This is a genomic window from Clostridium sp. CMCC3677 (genome assembly GCF_023845585.1).
In the GTDB taxonomy this organism is placed as follows: Bacteria; Bacillota; Clostridia; order Clostridiales; family Clostridiaceae; genus Clostridium; species Clostridium aquiflavi.
The window spans coordinates 121,762-142,424 of sequence record NZ_JAMQHS010000002.1 but is presented as its reverse complement, the minus strand read 5'-3'; the positions used below and the strand labels follow the sequence as shown (position 1 = coordinate 142,424).

Below are 20,663 nucleotides of genomic sequence, written 5' to 3'. Positions count from 1 at the left end.
GTAATATTATTGTTTTTAAGCCTATAAATATAATTACAAAATAAATAAAGCCATGGATATCTCCACGGCTAAAAAATCAACATTAATAAAAGATATAGTTATTTATATCTTTTAAAGTAAAGTTATTTCATGACTCGTAGTGTATCTATAATAATTAATTTTTCCATCAACAAATAAAGGTTCTATAACCCATTTTTTGATGAATATTAAATTAGTTATAATTAAATACTTACTACACTCACAAAAATACCTTCCTTTTTCTGAAATCTATATATTTTTATATTATTTTAAAACTTATAGTTTGTCAATAATAAATTTTAAAATAATAATCTTTATTCTACTCAAAGTATTTACATAAATTAAATATATCTATTTTTCTTATAGTATCTACCATCACATCATCTTTTGATAAATCTTGATTACCTGAATTTACATTATCAAAACCTATACATTTCATTCCAGCTCTTTTAGCAGCTTGTACACCATTATGAGAATCTTCAACTACTATACAATTTTTTGGACTTATACCTAACTTTTTGCTTACTTCTATGTAAACATCAGGATATGGTTTACTTCTTTCAACTTCTTCTCCACTTACTATACAATCAAAAGCACCATGTAAATTAAACTTATCTATAACAGCTTCTATTAAACTTCTAGGAGAAGATGATCCTATAGCTGTCTTTATATTATTTTTTCTTAAAGCATTTAATAATTCTCTAATTCCATTTATAGGTTCTAGTGACTCTTCTTTTACTTTGTTAATAATAAGTTTAGATTTATACTCCATAAGCTCACTAACAGATTTCTTTATTCCATATCTTTCTTTTAATTTTGTAAAAATATATTCATTTGTAGCACCTGCATATAATGCTAATTCTCTCTTAGATATATTTATACCCAAGGTATTCATAATTTCGCCATGCACCTGACGATGTATTGGTTCACTATCTATTATTACACCATCCATATCAAATATAAATGCCTTCATAACTTCACACACCCTTTTCTATTTCTTTTATTAATTATAACATAATTAGAATTTTTTACCTATTAATATTTGAAAGTTACTTTTTTAACAACACTTAAATAAGTGTTACTTATAATCTTATTGCTACGACTTATTATATTCTAAGCTTACATATGAAAATAAGGATTATTTTCATAAAACAATCCTTATTTTTTATTGTATATATCTCTAAAAACTCATACTATACTTTAATAATTTAAATTCCTTGTTGCATACAAGTCCTTAAATCATCATCAGGTTCACTTATTAATTGTAGATTAAATGTATCAACTAAATATTGTAGTACATTAGGGCTAAAGAACGCAGGTAAAGTTGGTCCAACAAATATTCCTTTTATGCCTAATGAAAGTAATGCTAAAAGGTCAGCAACTGCTTTTTGTTCATACCAAGATAAAATTATTGAAAGTGGTAATCCATTTACATCTGTATCAAAAGCATCTGCAAGTGCTGTTGCAATTCTAACTGCTGAATATGCATCGTTACATTGACCAACATCTAACAATCTTGGAAGTCCTGCAACTTCTCCAAAATCTAGCTTATTAAATCTATATTTTCCACATGCAAGAGTAAGAATTATACAATCCTTTGGAACTTTCTCTGCAAATTCAGTATAATAATTTCTTCCTGGCCTTGCCCCATCACATCCTCCAATTAAGAAGAAGTGTCTAACTTTCCCATCCTTAACTGCATTTACTATTGTTTCTGCATTACTTAAAGTTGCATGATGCCCAAAACCCACTAATATTTCATGTGGTTCTTCTGATTCTTTAAATCCACCAAGTTCTAATGCCTTTTCTATTATCTCTGTAAAATCTTTGTAACCATCCTTCTCTGCCTTTATATACTTTACTCCATCCCAGCCAACTACACTTGTAGTAAATATTCTATCCTTATATGTTTCCCTAGGTCTCATAAGACAATTTGTAGTCATAAGAATACATCCTGGAATACCATCGAATTCCTTTTGTTGATCCTGCCAAGCTCCACCATAATTACCAACAAGATGTTTATATTTCTTAAGTCCTGGATATCCATGGCTAGGTATCATTTCCCCATGAGTATATATGTTAATTCCTTTTCCTTCTGTTTGCTTAAGTAGCATTTCTAAATCTCTTAAATCATGACCAGAAACAATTATAAATGGTCCTTTCTTAATATGTACATTAACCTTGTGTGGCGTTGGATTTTTATAAGTTTCAGTATTAGCTTCATCTAATTTTTTCATAACTGCTACACTCATATCTCCAGTTCTCATTGTCATTCTAATTAGTTCTTCAACACTTAAATTACCATTTGTTGTACACTCTAGTCCTCTAAAATAAAAGTTATCAACTTGATCATCATAATAACCTAAAAATCTAGCTTGATGACCATAAGCACTTATACCTTTTAATCCATAAATAATTGTTTGCCTAAGTGATCTTACATCTGCATCTATATTTTGATCAAACATAATTCCAGCTTTTTTAGAGTCTTTAAGCATTTCTTCCTTGGTTTTAGTTAAATCATAAGTTGCTTCTTCTGGATATTCCTTATCATTCCCTACTTTATTTCTCAATTCTTCTTTGATTTTTTGAGAATCTCTAAGCATTTCAACATGAACTTCTGCATCAAAATTAACATTAGTAAGTGTCGTAAATAATGAATTTTCTACGAATCTAACAATACTCTTATCTATGTTTTCTCCCTTTTCTATAAGTTCCATTGCATAAACACTTATACCTTTACATTGGTATATAAGTAAATCTTGAAGATTAGCTACTTCAGGTGTCTTTCCACATACACCTAATTTAGTACAACCTTTTCCCCCTGCTGTTTGTTCGCATTGATAACAAAACATTGGATTTTCTTCCATAACATATCACTCCTATTAAAATTAGTCTATCTTAATTGTTTCACTTAATAATAATTAATATGTACTTATTTCTATTTTTATAAAAAAAATCTTTAACAATACTCTAAATGAACATTGTCAAAGATTTTATTATATTTGAAAATCTCAATATTTAAATTAAAACAAAACATATAAGTAGAAAATTATATACTTCTAACTTTAAAAACTTTCATAATTAAATTAAAATTCTATAATCTCAGATACAATTCCTTGTTCCTTCATTTCCTCAATTGCACCTTTATATTCTTCTATTTGTGGTGCAATCTTAACTGCTTCTTCATAACAATATAATGCTTTCTTCTCATCATCAAAATGATGATAACAAGCTGCTAATTTATTAAGTAATAAATGATTGTTCTTGTTTATTTTTAGTGACATTTTGTAGTACTTAATAGCTAACTTATAGTTAAGACTAAACTTGTCATTTTCTTTAAACTCTAAAACATTTTCTCTATTCATATAGATATTTCCGATACACTCATATACAGTACACATTAAACTACTATAATTATGCTTTTCTTCTTCTGTAAATTCTTGTTCACCTTTTCTAAAATAATCTAATGCATTATCAATATCACCTAACTCTGCATAGCAAAACCCTATGTGAATAAGACTCAACGACTCCTTGCTAAGTTCATAATATTCATCAAATAATTTAATTGCCTCATTAAAATTTCTTGAAGCTCTGTAAATAAGTCCTTTTATAAACATTGCATAATAATTCTTAGAATCAAATTCTAATGCTTTACTCGCAAAATATAATGACTTTTGAAGTTTTCCTTTTTTTAAATCACTCATAGCAATGTTGTTTAGAACTAATGAAAGTTCCTCTTCTGTTTTTATAATTCCGCCTGTTATATTTATCTTGTTTTCCTTTAAAAAATTATCTATTTTATCTTTTAAGTTTTCTTTCATTTCATCTACACCTACTTTGGTATTTAATTTTTAATTACATTTTAACATAAAAGTGAAATTTTTAGTGAATATATTATAAATAAAAGAAAATGAATATTATTTTACTTTTTAGTAAAACTATACTTGGAGGTGTTCTTATGGTAAATCTAAGTATGAAAGAAAGAATGTTGTTGCAAGATGAAAAAAGTCATGAAGAATTATGTGTTGAAAAATACAATAGATATTCTGATAAAGCTTGCGATGTAGAATTAAAAAATTTATTTTCAACATTAGCTCAAAAGGAACAACAACATTTAGATACTATTAATCAAATGTTAAGTGGAAGTGTTCCAAGTGTAAATCAAGGTCAACAATCTAATCAAAATCAAACTGCTAACCAAAATCAAACTTCTATGCAAAACATGAATATGAATAATGCTACTAATTCTCAATTAACTCAAAATGATATTAGTAATGATAAAATGTTATGTCAAGATTCATTATCTACTGAAAAATATGTATCTTCTACCTATAATACAACTATATTTGAATTTAAAGATAAAAATATGAGGCAAGTGTTAAATCATATTCAAAAAGAAGAACAAGAACATGGTGAACAACTATACAATTATATGAGTCAACATGGAATGTACAACTAATTAAACTAAGGCATAAATAAAATCACAAAAATGGATTCAAGTAATCTGAATCCATTTTTTATTTAAAACCTAATTAATATTCTAAAATAATTTCTTTATTCTAATCTAGATTTCTACTTCAATTATGCTGTTTTGTTCATGTTCAATTTCTTTTAAAGCTTCAATACATATAATATAATACTTATGTTCATATTTCTCTTTATTAAGCATTACTTTTGTATGTATGTTTGAAAAAGACTTTACTACTATAATAATAAATGCAAGCAATATAGCTAATGTCATAATTGGTCTGTTAGAATATTGTGTGGAAATTCCTCCCAAAAAAGCAACTACAGCTATCATAAATATATTTAAGTAATATTTTTCTGAATATGCCCTACAAGATATAAATCTCTCATTTAAATATGCCTTTTCTAAATCTATGTCCAAATTTTTATTTTTTAAATAATCATTCTTTACTCTTTCATACATTTGTCTAATATCTTTATCACTGTCTTTGTATTTAACATAGTCTAAATGTATATTACCAAATGGTCTATTTCCAATTGCATGTTTTCCTCTCATCTCTCCATCTCCTATATATAACACTTTTACTATATTATGTATTATTTTTATAAAAAAATAAAGAGGTAAATATAGAAAATTAATTTCTATAAATACATCTAATTTCTACTCTCCATATTTTTTGCTGTATTTGACTTCAACTTTTATATTAGGATACTTTTTACAAAACTGGCTAATTACATAATAGCAGCTTGGACACGGCTCTAATTTAGTATATAAAATAAGAGTACCTTCATCTTTCAAGGCTTTCTTCTCTATTTGTCTATGTATTTCTTCAAATATCTTTTTTTCACTATCATTAACTCTGTTATATCCTATTCCTAAATTACCAAGCTTATTAACTTTACTACTTTTAAAAGTTGCATTTTCTAATAAAGTTACCTTGCAATAGTTCTTTATATCATTACTTCCGCTTATTGCTTTAAACTCTTTATTATCATATGTTGCCACAGCTATATTTATAGAATCCTGTAAAGCCATACTTTGATTTATGTTAAAAGTTGATTTTTCTTTTTCATCAACTTTCATATATTTATGTATATTCTTTATTAAACGTTGTATTCTTGGTATGTTACTACTTAAATAATCATGATATTCTACAGAACCTTCCTTAGCTATAATATGTTCATACTTTATTTTTTTAGGTATTTCTATAGATATTGTTTTAATCTTAGACTGACTATTATACTTTTGTTTCACATTTTCATTTTTAATAAGAACCATTTTTTTCAATAATTCAATATCTTTTGTATAAAGATATTCCTTATTTATTTCTTTTTCTAAATTTTCTAATCTAATCTTACCTTCTCTACTTATTATTCCAGATATATCATCTTTTATTTCTTCTATAGCCTTTATTATATCTTCAACATTATCTTGAATGCTAGATTCTCGTTCATATTCAACTCTATCTATATTTAATTTTTTTATTGCACTTATTTTTTCACATAACCTATTATGCTCATTTTCAAATAATATCATCTTTTTTATATAATCAATTAAATCGCTAGTATCATAAACTTTATAAGTAATTTCAGGATTATTAATATATGTATGTAGAATCTCTATTACACTATTATCTACTTGAAAAATTTTCACAATATCCGCTTTAAATTTTTCTTCATCAAACTTATTTATCTCATATCCTTCTTTTTTCAATGCATCTTTAAATTCATCTAAATTATTTATCTTAATCCGACTTTTTTTTGTCTTCTTTGATAAAGTATTTATTGGAATCTCTTCTTCAATACTTTGAGTATTGCCTCTTAAAGAATTAAAAGTTTTCTTTTCCTGCACAATAACTCCTCCAAATTAACGTTTTTAGTACATATTTTTTATCTTATGAATAAGATTTCAGAGAATATACTAACTTATATTATACATTTTATTTTACAGTATGCAATTACAACTAAAATACTTAAACATATCATGTGGGATTTTATATTTTCACTCTAGTTTATACTTAGTTATTGATTGCATAAAAATACTCTCCTTTCAAAGTTATAGATTTTTAATCTTTCTACTTTAAGGAGAGCATATATTTTTTAATAATACAATCTTGGTATATATTATTAAGTTATTATTTATAAATTGAAATCAATTAATTTAACTTAAATTTTAAAAATAATCTGAAAAATATGGTGACTGCTGCTCTATTGCATCTTCCAACATATCTACAGTCTTAGAACTACACACAATACGTCCAATTCTATGCAGATAATCTGGGCGTTTATATCCTAATAACATAGTTGTCATAGTTTGAATATCGATTCTATCTGTAGTTTTTTCTACTGAATGAACTACCTTACCTTTTCCATCATTTGAAATTTTCAATGTAAATGTTCCTTGATTCCAAGCAAGTAATGGATCACTAAGTGTAAATGTCCATTCACGCTCTATAGTATCAGCCTTAAAAGGATATTCTTCAATAAAATGTTCAAAATCAACAATTCTAGCCATAAAATATGGTGAAATAATTTCTTTTATATCAGCATCCTCCAATAAAAATGCTAATGGCTCATCTGTAAATGTATTTCCTACGACCTTTGAAATCATAGAAAAATGAGCACTTACAAAGTTCCATAATCCTATTCTTGCATCTTCATTAACAAATATCATATCTTTAATATGAAAAACATCATCAGCTATCCAATATATTACATATCCATCTGGTTTATCATCTTCATTGTAATATACTGCAGCCATTATATCATCTGTATCCCACAACCAATATTCATTCCAAGCCAGACTATCTCTCAATAGCGCACCGTGTGTCAAATAAGCAAATCTATTATAAGCTTCTTTCACTTGGTCACTATCTATATGAACACGTCTCACATCTCCAGCTACTTGCCGATTTTTTGGCAACTGATAATCATTAATTTCATATGTGATTTTATCAGATATTATTTCCCATCCCTTCCTGCGATAATAAGGAATAGAATATGGATATAAATAAGATATAAATTGTTTACGTTCTTTCATATTGTATAATGATTGATACAATAGTTTATGCATTAGCCCTTGATTTGAGTACTCCGGATAAGTTCCAACACCAGTAAGACCACCCATATCATATGTGCAATTAAAAATACGAACTTTCATAGGATAAACAGCCACCTGTGAAATCAGATTATCTCCATCAAACCACCCTAATACATCTGCCTGTTTCAATGTTGGTGATTTAGCACGAATAATTTCTTTATCTTGCCAACCAATTTGATTCAGTTCGTGTTCAGTGACTTGAAAAACATATCTTAATAACTGGTTATATTGCTCAAGATGTTCTATTCCAATACTTTTTAACTTTAATTGTTTTTTATTCATATAATATTACTCCTTTAACCAAATTCCGTTTATCTTACTATTGATTATAACATATCTATGAATATCAAATTATTAAAAATCCCAAAAGCACATTATTTAACTCATATTCTTTATATTATTTGAAAGTTTTATTATTTTTGTAAATTTAAACTCTTATTTGATAATTTTTTAGTGTTTGATTGCACATCTTTTTGTATTTCATCCTTTTCTATATCTTCATTAGATACAGATAATTTTCTTGCCAAAATCACTGCAAAAATAGGCATTACTATTAAAGTACATAGTGCTGTGTGTATACCATAGTTATCCGAAACCCATCCAAGTATCGGTGATACAACACCACCCATGGTAACTCCTAATCCCATTGTTACCCCTGAAGCTAGTCCAACATGATTAGGCAAATACTTTTGTCCAAGTGCTATCATTGGGCTATATGGCATATATAAGAAAAATCCTAATGGAATCAATATTATAGTAACTATTATTGGATTTTTTACACTTAGAAAAGCTATTAATAGTGGTAATAAACAAGAATAACCCATTATTATCACCTTTTTATTTCCAGCCTTATCAGCAAGTTTTCCTGAAAATAATGTTCCAACTGCTCCAACAACAATTAATGTAGATAATGCTATACTTCCATGTACTTCTGATTGATTTAATACATGTACAAAATAAAGTGCTAAAAATGTATTAAGTCCGAAAAATACTGTGGATCTGCAAAGAAGTGTAAGTGTTAATCTTCCAAAAGCACCCCACTGATCAACTTTTACTACTTCTTCATTTCTTATACAATTGCCTTCCTTAACTAATTCATTTTCATTTTTAGAAAAATATCTTGATTCGTATAAAAGTATTAGTCCCATTATTATTGCAGGAATACACAATATTATAGTTCCCTTTAAGCCCCAGATTGATAAAATTACTGTTGTTATTATTGGCCCTACTGCAAAACCAATATTTCCACCTGCTGCAAATTGACTCACTGCAGTTGTTTTATTTTCACCTGAAAATTTATTTGTAAGCCTAGCACCTTCTGGATGATATAATGCTATTCCTACTCCACTTAAAGCTACTAAAGCAAATATTATATTATAACTACTTGTAACTCCTGATACTCCAATTCCTATACCACCTAGCAATACACCTGTTCCAAGTGCCCAAGGAAGCGAAATTTTATCTGCATAAATTCCAAATAGAGGTTGTATTATTGATGAGCTTGCATTGGCTGCAAAAATTAAGAATGCTGCTGCTGCATAACTTAAGTTTTTCTCTGATATAAGAAATGGTAACATTGCTGGTAATGCTCCTTGATAAATGTCTGTTACTAAATGTCCAGCTGCAAATAGTCTTATAAATTTTTTGTTCATATTAAACCTTCTTTTCATGTAAGTTTATATTTTTAAGTAATTTTGTATTATTTATCTTTACTTGTAAAAATATAATTTATTCCTTATTATTATATCAAGAGAAAATCTATATTTAAAATACATATTAGGAATAGATCTATACTTAAAAGATATGAATAGATAGGTGAATGATAATGGATATAAGACAGCTTAGATATTTTTTAACCATAGCTGAAGAAGGTCATATAACAGCAGCAGCTAAAAAACTTAATATTTCTCAACCCCCTTTAAGCAAACAGCTTAAATTACTAGAAGAAGAACTTGGAGTAACATTGTTCAATAGAACGAGTAGAAGTTTAGAATTAACAGATGCTGGTATTTTGCTTCAAAATAAATCTTCACAACTCCTTGAGTTGTATAAATCAACTGTTAATGAAATAAAGAATTTTAATGATGGAATAGAAGGAACACTAGGTATAGGAACAGTTTGTTCTTCAGGGATTAATATTTTGCCACAAAAAATAAAGGAATTTTGTAAACAACATCCTAAAATAGATTATGAAATATATGAGGGCAATAGTTTTAAAATAATGGAACTATTAAATAATGGACTAATTGATGTTGGATTTGTGAGAGAACCATTTAATCTATCACTATATAATTCATTTGTAATTAAAGATAATCTTGAAAATAACTTAAATGACTATTTTGTTACAATTGCAAAATCTAAATTCTATGATTCCATAGAAAGTAACACTATTCTCATTAAAGAATTAAAAGATAAGCCATTAATAATTAATCGAAGATACGATGATGTTATAAAAAGTGCTTGTAATAAAGCAGGCTTTGAACCACAGATAATATGTAAAAATGATGATATTATTACATCTTTAAGTTGGGCCGAAGCTGGAATTGGAATTTCTATTTTACCACTTACAGCTTCTAATATCTTACCCAATGTTAATCTAAAAATAAAAAAGATAATAGAACCATCAATTGAGTCATATTTAAGATTAATATGGACTAAAAATAAACCTCTATCAAATATTTCACGTAATTTTATAGAAATGTTTGATAAAAATATTTTTAATTAATCTAGATTAACTCCTTTTTTTAGATACTATAAATAATGGTATTATAAATAGACTCACTTATAGTAAGATTGATTGCCGTCTTTGAAATATGATGAAGGACTTTTTTTATTTATTTTTTAACTTGTCTATAATTTTACTATTATTTTGTTATGTTATCTATATTTCTTAAATATTGTAATATTTCTTATACAATGTTATTTAAAAAAATACCAATAGCAGTAACTATTATACTTACAATCATTAATATTGCTACGTTTGAAATCGCAAGTACGATAGGATGATTTCTCATAAACATTTGATATTTATTTATTTTAATTTCTTCTTCATATACATCAAATATTTTATTTCTACCATTGATAATGCTCATTCCTATTTTATAACATAAACCAATATTTAAAAACTGAATAATAAGTAAGAATTTTGTAAATACAGCTATTGTTGTAAATATAATTGCTAATATTATTATCCCTTCAAAAACTTTCTTAGGTGTAACAAAAGACATTCCTGTCAAAACTAGAAAAAGTACTACTTGAAATTGAATCCATACTGGCATTTCCTTTCTCACTTTCTATATTTTCTTAAATTCTACAAATAATTATTTAAATAATCTGCTAAAGCTCTATTAACTATTTCACTTATAAAAATATTATCATGATTTAAAATAAGAATTTTATTTATATTAGATACACCTCTTTTTATTATTTTAATGAAATTTCTTATACTTCTATTTCATAATAACCTTTTAAATATCCTTCTTGGATCGGCACATCATATTCATCTATAAATAACATAACTCTATTATCATAATGCTTATGCATACATTTAATCAAAAAATTAACTCCATCACAAGTATCTGTAAATGAAGCACTTTTACTCAATATATCATAATATTTTTTCTTATCTACAAAGTAATTATCATTTTCTATTAATTCTTTAAAATCTGATAATCCTACACTTATGTTTTTTTCAATGTATGCACCTTCCTTCTTCTAATACAGTAATAGTAACACATTACAAAAATTTTACCAAGTGATTTGAAAATGTTATCTACATCATTTATCATCTTATAAAATTCTTCAATTTGATTATTCTTTTGTGTATTTTATTTCCTGTGAATATTTAATTATAAAAGAATAAGAGCCTACATTACATAGACTCTCATTCGTATCTCATATTAATTTTTAAGCTCTGTACTAAATATGTATTCGTATATTCAATAAGTTAAGTTCAATTACTCAGTTCACTTTACTTATGTATACATGAACACTTTGCTAAGATAGATCTTATTTTAAAAATACACTAATCTTAGAATATACTTACGTAAATTAAAGCTCCTGCTATTGCTCCTAATATTGGTGCTACTACTGGTATCCATGCATAGCCCCAATCTGAAGTACCTTTATTTGGTACTGGCAATAAAAAGTGAGCAAGTCTTGGTGCTAAATCTCTAGCTGGGTTTATAGCATATCCTGTTGGACCACCTAAACATAATCCCATTGCTAATATTATTACACCTATAGCTACTGGCTGAGTTCCACTTACAAATGGTTGAGCTGTTGCTCCCATTATTGCAAAAATTAATATGAATGTTCCTACAAACTCAGTTATAAAGTTGAATACAGGTTTTCTTATTTCTGGAGCTGTACAAAACACTCCTAATTTTGTAGCTTGATCTTCAGTTTCTTGAAAATGATTATAGTAAGAAACAAGAACTAAAGCTGCTCCTATAAATGCTCCTATAAGTTGTGCTGCTATATACATTGGAACATCAGCCCATGCAAATTTTCCAACAGTAGCTAATGCTATTGTAACTGCAGGGTTAAAATGCGCTCCACTAATATTTCCAAACATATATACTGGAATTGCAACAGCTACAGCCCATCCGCTTGATATAACCATCCATCCTGAATTTTGACCCTTTGTTTTCTTAAGTATTACGTTAGCTACAACAGCATCTCCTAATAATACTAATATTAAAGTTCCAAACATTTCTGCAAAAAATGTTGCCATGTTCATTATATTAGTCCTCCTAAAATCTTATGTTTTTCTATTAATTTATCTTATGAATTTATATAATTTCATTTAAAGAACCCCTTTAAAAGTAAAGGGGTTCTCATAATAGTTATGTATTATCTACTTTTTAATTATCTTAAAATGCAGCTTTAAATATTGCAACTATATCTTTTTCGTTTCCTTTTCTTGGGTTACTGAATGCATTACCATCTTTTAATGCCATTTCAGCCATGTATTCGAAATCTTCTTCTTTTATTCCCATTTCTTTTAAGCTTGTAGGAATTCCGATATCAGTTGAAAGTCTGAACATAGCATCTATAGCTTTTTCTGCTGCTTCCATAACTGATAATCCTTGTATGTTTTCTCCCATGAATTCTGCTATATCAGCAAATTTTTGTGGGTTTGAGATTAAGTTGTATTTTTCAACATGTGGAAGAAGCATAGCATTAGCTACTCCATGTGGCATGTCGTATAATCCACCTAGTTGGTGAGCCATAGCATGAACATATCCTAAGTTAGCATTGTTGAATGCCATACCAGCTAATAATGAACCGTATGCCATGTTTTCTCTTGCTACTAAGTTTTCACCTAAAGCAACTGCTTGTCTTAAGTTGTTTGATATTAATTTTATTGCTTGTATAGCAGCAGCATCAGTTACAGGGTTTGCATCTTTTGATACATAAGCTTCGATAGCATGAGTTAATGCATCCATTCCTGTAGCAGCTGTTAAACCTGCAGGTTTTTTAACCATTAATTCTGGATCGTTGAATGAAGCTAATGGTAAGTTTCTCCAGCTAACTATAACATATTTAACTTTAGTTTTAGTGTTAGTTATAACACAGTGTCTTGTAACTTCACTTGCTGTTCCAGCTGTAGTGTTAACTGCAACTATTGGTGGAAGAGCTTTAGTTAAAGTTTCTATTCCAGCATATTCATAAAGATCTCCTTCATGAGTAGCAACTATACCAATACCTTTACCACAGTCATGAGCACTTCCGCCTCCAACTGTAACTATCATATCACATTTTTCTTCTTGGAATATTTTTAATCCATCAGCAACATTAGTATCTTTTGGATTTGGTTCAACTGCATCATAATATGCAACTTCTATTCCAGCTTCTTGTAATGATTTAACAGTTAATTCTACTGCTCCACCTTCCATGCTTCTTAAAAATTTATCTGTTACTATTAGAGCTTTTTTTCCGCCTAATATTTGACATCTTTCTCCTACTAATTTTACACATCCAGCTCCCATAAAGTTAACACTTGGTACTAAATAATCGTACATTCTCATTGTAAATTCCTCCTATTAGTTAATCATATATTTAATCTTTTATATATTAATTTAAAATATATTTGCATTGTTAATACTATAGATATTTTTACTTGTTAAAAGCATCTACTGCAGCTTGAGCTATAGCCATATCTTCTTCTACAGTTCCACCACTTACTCCAACAGCTCCTACAACTTGACCATCAACTATTATTGGTAGTCCACCGCCAAATGGAACTATTCTGCAATTGTTTGTAAGTTGAAGTCCATAAAGACTTTGTCCTGGTTGTACACATTCAGCTATTCCATGGCTTCCTTGCTTTAAACATGCTGCTGTATAAGCTTTGTTTATTGCTATGTCAATGCTTGTTATGAAAGCATCTTCCATTCTGTGCATTAACATTAAGTTTGCTCCAGCATCTACTGCTGCAAAAATTACTGGTACATTCATGCTAGCTGCTTTTTCTTCTGCTGCTTTAGCCATTTCTTTTACTATTTCTAAGCTTAATTGTTTTATTTCATTTAACTTTTTCATAAATTAATCCCCCTAAACTATTTTTCTTCATTATATCTAGCAAATGCATATAAAACGTCTGATAGTCTATTTATATACATTTTAACTGGCTCATTAACATGTTCCTCTTTACTAAGTGTAGCAATTATTCTTTCTGCTCTTCTAGTTACAGTTCTTGCTACATGTAAAGCTGCTGATATTTTATTTTTTCCTGGAGTTACAAATCCATTAAAAGGTCCTGCAAGCTCCATATATTTATCTATTAGAACTTCTAGTTTTTCTATATCTTCATCTGTTATTACTTCTTTTAAATATGTTAATCCCTTTTCATCACTAGCAAGTTCTGCACCTAATACAAATAATTTCTTTTGTATTTCTTGGAGTGCATTTTTTTCTTCTTTATCTTCACTCTCAGCATAAGCTAAGCCAATGAATGAAATAACTTCATCAACAGTTCCATATGCTTCAACTCTTAAACTATCTTTATCTACTCTACTGCCACCATATAAAGCGGTAGTTCCTTTATCACCTGTTTTAGTATAAATTTTCATAATACAACTACTCCTTATACTCTACTTAAAAGCAATTCCCTTAACTAATCTTCCTGCATTAGCTCCTAAAGCTCTTAAAACTTTATCACCATCATCTAGACTAACAGTAAACAACGGTTCATATTTTTTAAGTTTATTTAAAGTTAATGTTACTTTTCCACTTTTATCGATACCTATACCTACTGCTAATTTTGAATCTTGTGAAGCTATATGACTAAGCTCTTCTGAACTTAAGGAATCTTCTTTACTTGATACCTTACAAGGTATTCCTTCTTCTTCTAATCCCCATAAAATTTCATTGAATATAGTTAAGTCTTCTAATGTTGAACAATGATAAAGACATATGGTTGGCATGTCATATTTAAAATGTCTCATCATCATTACTTAATTTCTCCATTTCCATTAAAAGCTAATACAAGTCCTGTAGCTACAGCATTTCTTGGACCTTCTGTTCCTCTGATATTTCCTCTTCCAGCTACTACTCCATATTGTGATAAAGCATTAGTTACTACTTGAGGAACTTCGAAATCTAATGAAGATCCACCTACTAATACAACAAATTCAATGTCTCTTATATTTCCTGTAGGTGATACTATTTTTAATGCTCTTAAGCAGTTAGTTACAAACACCTTTTCTTTAGCACATTTTCTTATGTTCCTAATTTTTTCTAAAGAATTTTGTCCATCTATTGGCACAAGCATTCCATCTTTTAAGATTACAACCTTAGCAAAAACTTCTGGTTCTAATGGCTTTTCGAAAAACTCTACTGTTCCATCTTCATGTCTTATATGGAATAAGCTTTCTACCTTTGCTAATGGATGTTTTTTAATATCTTCAGCTAAATTGAAATCCTCTAATCCAAGTTCTGACTTTATAAGCATAGTTACCATGTTACCTGCTCCAGCCAAATGGATTGAACAAATTTCTCCTTGCTTATTTATTATTGATGCATCAGTAGATCCTGCTCCCATATCTAAGATTGCAAGTGGTGTACTACTCCCTGGAGTTGTTAATGCTCCTCTTATAGCCATATCAGCTTCTACTCCGCCAACTTCAACAGGAACATTTAATTGTCCTTGTAATTTATCTGCAATCATCTGCATTTGAAGTTTATCAGCTTTAACCATAGCAGCTATTCCTACTGCATTTTCCATTGAGAATTCTGCTGCAAGACCACCTTTTACCATTTGAGGTATAAAAGTATCAACTGCTAATAAGTCTTGAATTGTGATATCTGATATTTTTTGCTTTGTAAGATTTGCCATTACTTGTCTTACTCTTTCTAACATTCCACCAGCATTTGTACCAGCTTCGCCTTTAACATCTTGAATTGGAACACATAAGTTAACTGCATCCATTATTTTTTCTGCACCATGCTCTACATCTACAACTTCTTTTCTTTTTAATCCATTTATATGGATTTTACCTGCAGGTATACTTTTTTCTTGAACATCACCTTTAGGTGTTTTTATTACTACTGCAGATCTATTTCCTATTAAAGCTCTAGATATTGGTACTATCATTTTTGTTTCTTCTGATGTTAAATTAAACACTGTAGCAATACCGTATGGATTAGATAAAGTTTCAACAACATCACCTTGTGCAGCAACCTCTACTGCAGCTTTCATTCCTACTGGAACTTTTTCTAAAAACATTACTTCATCTACTATAGGTATTTTCTTTTCTAATCTATTATTAATTAGAACTCCATCATCTCTTTGAACTATTGCTGATGTTATGTTTATACCTCTTTGAGTTGCAGCATTAATTCTAGCTGCAGCCTCTAAGAAGTTAACTCTATTTAAAATTAACGGAATAAATTGATTTTCTTCAATTTTATCTACTTCTAAGTTGTCTAAATCTTCAATATATATAGTTTTTCCTATTCCAGTACCTACACCACCTGGAGTAGATGGATTATGTCCAATCATTGTAGATTCTGTTATTATAGTTTCAGTAATAGTTTCCATAGCAACATCACCTATAACAGGGGCTGCTTCATTGATTCTAACCAAGTTCAAATCTTTAAGTTCTAAATTTACTTTTTTTAAAGCTCCTTTTAAAGAGGAAAATACTCCATCTATGTTTTCTTCAGTGCCTTTTATTCCTGTTGTTGGAACTATGCCACTTGAAAGAAACTCTACGTTTCCATTTTCAACCTTTGATAACGCCACTTCCGTTGTAGCATTACCAATGTCTACACCTGCAATTATTTTCATTAAATTTCCTCCTTAATTCAAAGCCAATTATTCTTGTCTTAACTTTTGTCTTGCCTCATAAACTTCAATAGCTTCTCTTACGAAATCAGCATTAACTTTTGCTCCATAAACTGTTTCAAGTTCTTCAGCTATTGCAAAAAGTTCTTCTTTTGTTGAACGATTTGGTCTTAATGCATTATATATTTCAAGAATTCTATCATCTGGAACTTTTATAAGTTCTGCTGCTCTTCTAAAGTTTCTAGCTATAGCATCTCTCTTCATACCTTCAGCAATTTGAGCTTGCATTTCTAAAGTTTCTGGTGATATTCTAACGTCTTCTGCTTTAATATCTCCTTTTAATACATTCTCTAGAGTTATATCTTGTAGATTTTTTCCTGTTGGTGTCTTTATGCTTTCAGGTCTTTTTGTAGCCAAAGGATAATCTTGTGGATTCATTTTTCTTTGTTCCATAAAAGTTATTCTCCCTTCAAATTAAAATTTAACTTCAATTTCTATTGGTTTTGCTCCAATTTCTACATGTTTAGTTTCTTTTATGTGAAATAGGGCAGCTATTGCCATAAACTTAGGTCTAACCATTTGATCATTCTTTGTAGGAACTGGTGTTGGTGATTCTCCCTTAGCATATTTTGCTGCATTCTTTCCTATTAATCTATAAGTTTCTAGTGTTAATAGTGGTGCTTGTGGGAATAATTCTAAGTTATTTAAAGGAAGTAAATCTTTTTGATGGATAACTGTTGTTCCTTTTGATTGTATTCCTATACCTATTCCTGATCCACTTAGTTTTGCTGCATCATTTGATATAAATGAAACGTCAGATGTTCTTATTACTCTAACAACACGAGCCTTTAGTCCTTCTTCTTCTATTCCAGCTATAATTTCTGTTAATATATCATTGTGTGATACATTAACTAATGTCTTGCTTTGAAACTTAAGGAAAGCTGGTGCTAATCCTATAACAACTTCATCTACCTTAGTTCCAACTTTTGCTTCTCCTACTTCAGTAAGCTGAAGCTTTGGTATAACATATTGATTTGTTGTATTTTCCATATTGCTCACCTCTACCCTTACTCTATATCTTCTGGTTTTATTACGTTAGGGATGTTCTTTATTTCTTCCCATCTCTCTGGACTAATTCTATAACCAGTTCCTGGTCCCATATAGTCATTTTTATCATTAACTGCACTTATAACATCAAAATCATTATCTAATATAGCTGATGTTTGTAAATAGTCTCCAGTTACTCTTTGCTTAAGCATGTTTAATATGTTACCTGCAACATCATCAAATCCACCAGTGCTTAATGCTTTAACTATATCTAATCCACTTACTCTCTTCTTAAGCATTTCTTCTGCTGCCTTTAAGTCTTCAACTATATTTCTTTCAGGCATATCTTTACTTCCATGAGCATAAGTTGCTGCTTCAACTTCTTCATCGGTTATAGCAGGGAAGCCTAATTCTCTAAATACTGCTTGTATTGCTTTTGCTGCTTTATTTCTAATTGCAATTGTTTCTTCTTCTGATACTGGTCTTAATCCACCATCTACCATTAAGTCTCTTTGAAGAACGTTGTAATCATCAAAGTCTTCAGCATCAAAGTTTGAACCTGCAAACATGTTATCATAGTTTGGAACTGCACTATATCCTGAGAATATGAAGTCTGTTCCTGGTAGCATTTGCATTAATGTTCTTGCTGTTCTTCTTATATCTGAATGTGAGAAAGTTTGGTCATTTGCTGACGCAACTTCTATATCAAGCATTGCTGCTATTAAGTTTTCAGCAAGTACTGCTCTTATTCCTGATGGAACTGCTCCTGTCATACCTATACAACTAACTGCACCATTTTGAAGTCCTTGAACTCCAGCACCCTTAGTTATATATATACATCTTGACTCTAGGTAAAGCATTGATTTTCCTTCTGAATATCCCATTAATGCTTCTGAACCTGTACCTGATGTATATCTCATTTTAAGACCTCTTGAAGCATAAGCTGATGCTAAGAATGCCTTTGACCATGGAGTATCATCTCCATCTGTAAATACTGCTTCAGTTCCATATACTGAAACTGTTTCTGCATAACTTGTAAGTCCTCTCATACCAAGGTCAAGTTCTGTAGCTTCTTCAACTGAACATTGAGTTAAAACTCCTCCACGACCTACTTGTGAACCTATTAATATAGCTAATGCATTAAATGGAGCATATCTAACTATACCAACTGTAGTTTCTTGTTCTGAAAATCCTCTTATCCCTGCTTCTGCTGCATCTGCTGCAATTTGAACTGGGTTATCTTTTAAGTTTGTAACGTGACATTGATTTGAAGGTGTTTTTCTTGCTCTCATTTTTTGAAGAGCCATCATCATTTCAACAACATTCATGTGTGACACAACTTCTACTACCTTAGCTGGAGTTATAGATGTTGTTATGTCAACTATCTCATCTCTACTAACATTTATATCTACAAGTTTTCTTGCTATTTCTACTGAATCTAAACTCATAGCTTTTTCTGCATTTTCTAAATTGATTGCATAGTCAGCTATAAATCTATCTATCATATCAAAGTCTTCTCTTTTTTTGTTATCTAGCTCTACTACTGTTCCATTTTCAATTTTTATTGAAGATTTTGGATCGTTAGCGCTATTCATTGCTACTAACCCTTCTTCTGGCCATTCTCCAATAAGACCATCTTGATTTACAGGACGCTTAGCTAAAACCTGGAATCTTTTTGATTTCACTTGCATTTCCTCCCCTGAACATAACATTTTATATTTTGACTTTAAGTTATGTTTGCTTTGTTATTTTTTTATCATGATTTGATTGTACTAAATTTTCTGACAAAACTCATTGCATTTTTTTGCTTTTTTCTTGCATTTTATTGTTAACTTTTTAGTTTTAAAATGTCATTTTTTTGCTCACTTTCTTTTTTGAAACCTTTAACTATAAAAAAATAGTCCTAAACCTTAAAGTTATAGGACTATTTTTTTATGAATATAGTAAAAACTTAATAATATTCATTATATTTTTTAACAATCTATTTTGTTTTAATAATTTCTCTATATTTTTTAGGAGTAATTCCTTCATATTTTTTAAAAACTCTAATAAAATATCCGCAATCTTCAAATCCCAAATCTAATGATATATTTAAAATTGGCGTATTTGTATTTTCGAGCATTTCCTTTGCTTTTCCAACTTTCTTTTCATTAACGTAAACCGTGAAATTTACTCCCATTTCTCTTTTGAAGAGTTTACTAAAATAACAAGTACTTAAATTACATAAATTAGCCATTTTTTCTAAAGTTATATTTTCATTTAAACTTTTTTCTATATATTCTATAGATGGATTAATAATAGATTCACTTTCCGAAAAAATTATTGTATCTTTATTTATTTCTTCTTCGCAATCTTCGTTAATTTTTAAATTAACGAATAGCTCTTTCATTATTGCTGAAATTTCATCAGGTTTAAATGGCTTCAATATATAATCATTGACCCCTAAAACCAATGCTTTACGCATAAGTTCAAAATCATCATAAGCAGTAACCATTATTATAATTTTATTAGGGTATTCTTCTTTTATTATTTGAGAAGCCTTTATTCCATCTATTCCAGGCATCTTTACATCCATTATTATTACATCTGGATTAAATTTTTTATTAAACTCAATAGCTTCCCTTCCATTACTAGCTTCTGCTATAACATTTGCGTATTCTGTATTACCAATAACCATTTTTAACGCTTGTCTTTCTAGTGCTTCATCATCTACTATCATTATTTTAAGCATTATAAAAC

20 protein-coding genes are annotated in these 20,663 nt (G+C 29.0%); 2 read left to right on the top strand and 18 right to left on the bottom strand.

Annotated features, from left to right (window positions below):
• Window positions 1–337: 337 nt before the first annotated feature.
• From NG901_RS02690 to NG901_RS02680, 3 genes are all read right to left on the bottom strand, one after another.
• Window positions 338–991 (bottom strand): HAD family hydrolase, encoded by a 654-nt coding sequence (locus NG901_RS02690; RefSeq protein WP_252212209.1) that lies wholly within the window; start codon window positions 989–991, stop codon window positions 338–340.
• Window positions 992–1,226: 235 nt separating this feature from the next.
• The gene (gene hcp / locus NG901_RS02685; protein ID WP_252212208.1) at window positions 1,227–2,885 is read right to left on the bottom strand and encodes a hydroxylamine reductase; all 1,659 of its coding nucleotides are present in this window, start codon (window positions 2,883–2,885) and stop codon (window positions 1,227–1,229) included.
• Between the two features lie 219 nt (window positions 2,886–3,104).
• Window positions 3,105–3,839 (bottom strand): tetratricopeptide repeat protein, encoded by a 735-nt coding sequence (locus NG901_RS02680; RefSeq protein WP_252212207.1) that lies wholly within the window; start codon window positions 3,837–3,839, stop codon window positions 3,105–3,107.
• Between the two features lie 137 nt (window positions 3,840–3,976).
• On the opposite strand from NG901_RS02680, the gene NG901_RS02675 reads away from it, so the two are divergent.
• On the top strand, window positions 3,977–4,477 hold the full coding sequence (locus NG901_RS02675) for a spore coat protein (RefSeq protein WP_252212206.1): 501 nt from the start codon (window positions 3,977–3,979) through the stop codon (window positions 4,475–4,477).
• A 105-nt stretch (window positions 4,478–4,582) separates the two neighbouring features.
• On the opposite strand, the gene NG901_RS02670 is transcribed toward NG901_RS02675, so the two are convergent.
• The 4 genes from NG901_RS02670 to NG901_RS02655 form a co-directional block, all read right to left on the bottom strand.
• Complete coding sequence (locus NG901_RS02670; protein ID WP_252212205.1) at window positions 4,583–5,041, bottom strand: hypothetical protein; 459 nt, start codon at window positions 5,039–5,041, stop codon at window positions 4,583–4,585.
• A gap of 105 nt (window positions 5,042–5,146) precedes the next feature.
• Window positions 5,147–6,337, bottom strand: a complete 1,191-nt coding sequence (locus NG901_RS02665) for a deaminase domain-containing protein (protein WP_252212204.1) — start codon at window positions 6,335–6,337, stop codon at window positions 5,147–5,149.
• Between the two features lie 321 nt (window positions 6,338–6,658).
• Window positions 6,659–7,867: a GNAT family N-acetyltransferase gene (locus tag NG901_RS02660; RefSeq protein ID WP_252212203.1), complete on the bottom strand. Its 1,209-nt coding sequence runs from the start codon at window positions 7,865–7,867 to the stop codon at window positions 6,659–6,661.
• A 131-nt stretch (window positions 7,868–7,998) separates the two neighbouring features.
• Window positions 7,999–9,237: an MFS transporter gene (locus NG901_RS02655; RefSeq protein ID WP_252212202.1), complete on the bottom strand. Its 1,239-nt coding sequence runs from the start codon at window positions 9,235–9,237 to the stop codon at window positions 7,999–8,001.
• A gap of 173 nt (window positions 9,238–9,410) precedes the next feature.
• Here NG901_RS02655 and NG901_RS02650 point away from each other — a divergent pair, with 173 nt between their 5' ends.
• The gene (locus NG901_RS02650) at window positions 9,411–10,310 is read left to right on the top strand and encodes a LysR family transcriptional regulator (RefSeq protein WP_252212201.1); all 900 of its coding nucleotides are present in this window, start codon (window positions 9,411–9,413) and stop codon (window positions 10,308–10,310) included.
• A 184-nt stretch (window positions 10,311–10,494) separates the two neighbouring features.
• On the opposite strand, the gene NG901_RS02645 is transcribed toward NG901_RS02650, so the two are convergent.
• The 11 genes from NG901_RS02645 to NG901_RS02595 form a co-directional block, all read right to left on the bottom strand.
• Window positions 10,495–10,863, bottom strand: a complete 369-nt coding sequence (locus NG901_RS02645; RefSeq protein ID WP_252212200.1) for a hypothetical protein — start codon at window positions 10,861–10,863, stop codon at window positions 10,495–10,497.
• A gap of 752 nt (window positions 10,864–11,615) precedes the next feature.
• Window positions 11,616–12,326: an MIP/aquaporin family protein gene (locus NG901_RS02640; RefSeq protein WP_252212199.1), complete on the bottom strand. Its 711-nt coding sequence runs from the start codon at window positions 12,324–12,326 to the stop codon at window positions 11,616–11,618.
• 133 nt (window positions 12,327–12,459) lie between these two features.
• Window positions 12,460–13,617, bottom strand: coding sequence for an iron-containing alcohol dehydrogenase (locus tag NG901_RS02635; RefSeq protein ID WP_252212198.1), 1,158 nt, complete (start codon window positions 13,615–13,617; stop codon window positions 12,460–12,462).
• A gap of 88 nt (window positions 13,618–13,705) precedes the next feature.
• Window positions 13,706–14,131: a GlcG/HbpS family heme-binding protein gene (locus tag NG901_RS02630; RefSeq protein ID WP_252212197.1), complete on the bottom strand. Its 426-nt coding sequence runs from the start codon at window positions 14,129–14,131 to the stop codon at window positions 13,706–13,708.
• A 17-nt stretch (window positions 14,132–14,148) separates the two neighbouring features.
• Window positions 14,149–14,661, bottom strand: a complete 513-nt coding sequence (locus tag NG901_RS02625) for a cob(I)yrinic acid a,c-diamide adenosyltransferase (protein ID WP_252212196.1) — start codon at window positions 14,659–14,661, stop codon at window positions 14,149–14,151.
• Between the two features lie 21 nt (window positions 14,662–14,682).
• The gene (locus NG901_RS02620; protein WP_252212195.1) at window positions 14,683–15,042 is read right to left on the bottom strand and encodes a glycerol dehydratase reactivase beta/small subunit family protein; all 360 of its coding nucleotides are present in this window, start codon (window positions 15,040–15,042) and stop codon (window positions 14,683–14,685) included.
• Window positions 15,042–16,880: a diol dehydratase reactivase subunit alpha gene (locus tag NG901_RS02615; protein WP_252212194.1), complete on the bottom strand. Its 1,839-nt coding sequence runs from the start codon at window positions 16,878–16,880 to the stop codon at window positions 15,042–15,044. The genes NG901_RS02620 and NG901_RS02615 overlap by 1 nt, the downstream gene beginning before the upstream one ends.
• Before the next feature lie 27 nt (window positions 16,881–16,907).
• Window positions 16,908–17,330 carry a diol dehydratase small subunit gene (locus tag NG901_RS02610; protein WP_252212193.1) on the bottom strand — a complete coding sequence of 141 codons (423 nt, stop codon included), beginning with the start codon at window positions 17,328–17,330 and terminating at the stop codon, window positions 16,908–16,910.
• Between the two features lie 21 nt (window positions 17,331–17,351).
• Entirely contained in the window at window positions 17,352–17,927 is a 576-nt protein-coding gene (locus NG901_RS02605) for a propanediol/glycerol family dehydratase medium subunit (RefSeq protein ID WP_252212192.1), read from the bottom strand.
• A gap of 17 nt (window positions 17,928–17,944) precedes the next feature.
• Complete coding sequence (locus NG901_RS02600; RefSeq protein WP_252212191.1) at window positions 17,945–19,609, bottom strand: propanediol/glycerol family dehydratase large subunit; 1,665 nt, start codon at window positions 19,607–19,609, stop codon at window positions 17,945–17,947.
• Between the two features lie 296 nt (window positions 19,610–19,905).
• Window positions 19,906–20,655 (bottom strand): response regulator transcription factor, encoded by a 750-nt coding sequence (locus NG901_RS02595; RefSeq protein WP_252212190.1) that lies wholly within the window; start codon window positions 20,653–20,655, stop codon window positions 19,906–19,908.
• Window positions 20,656–20,663: the final 8 nt, after the last annotated feature.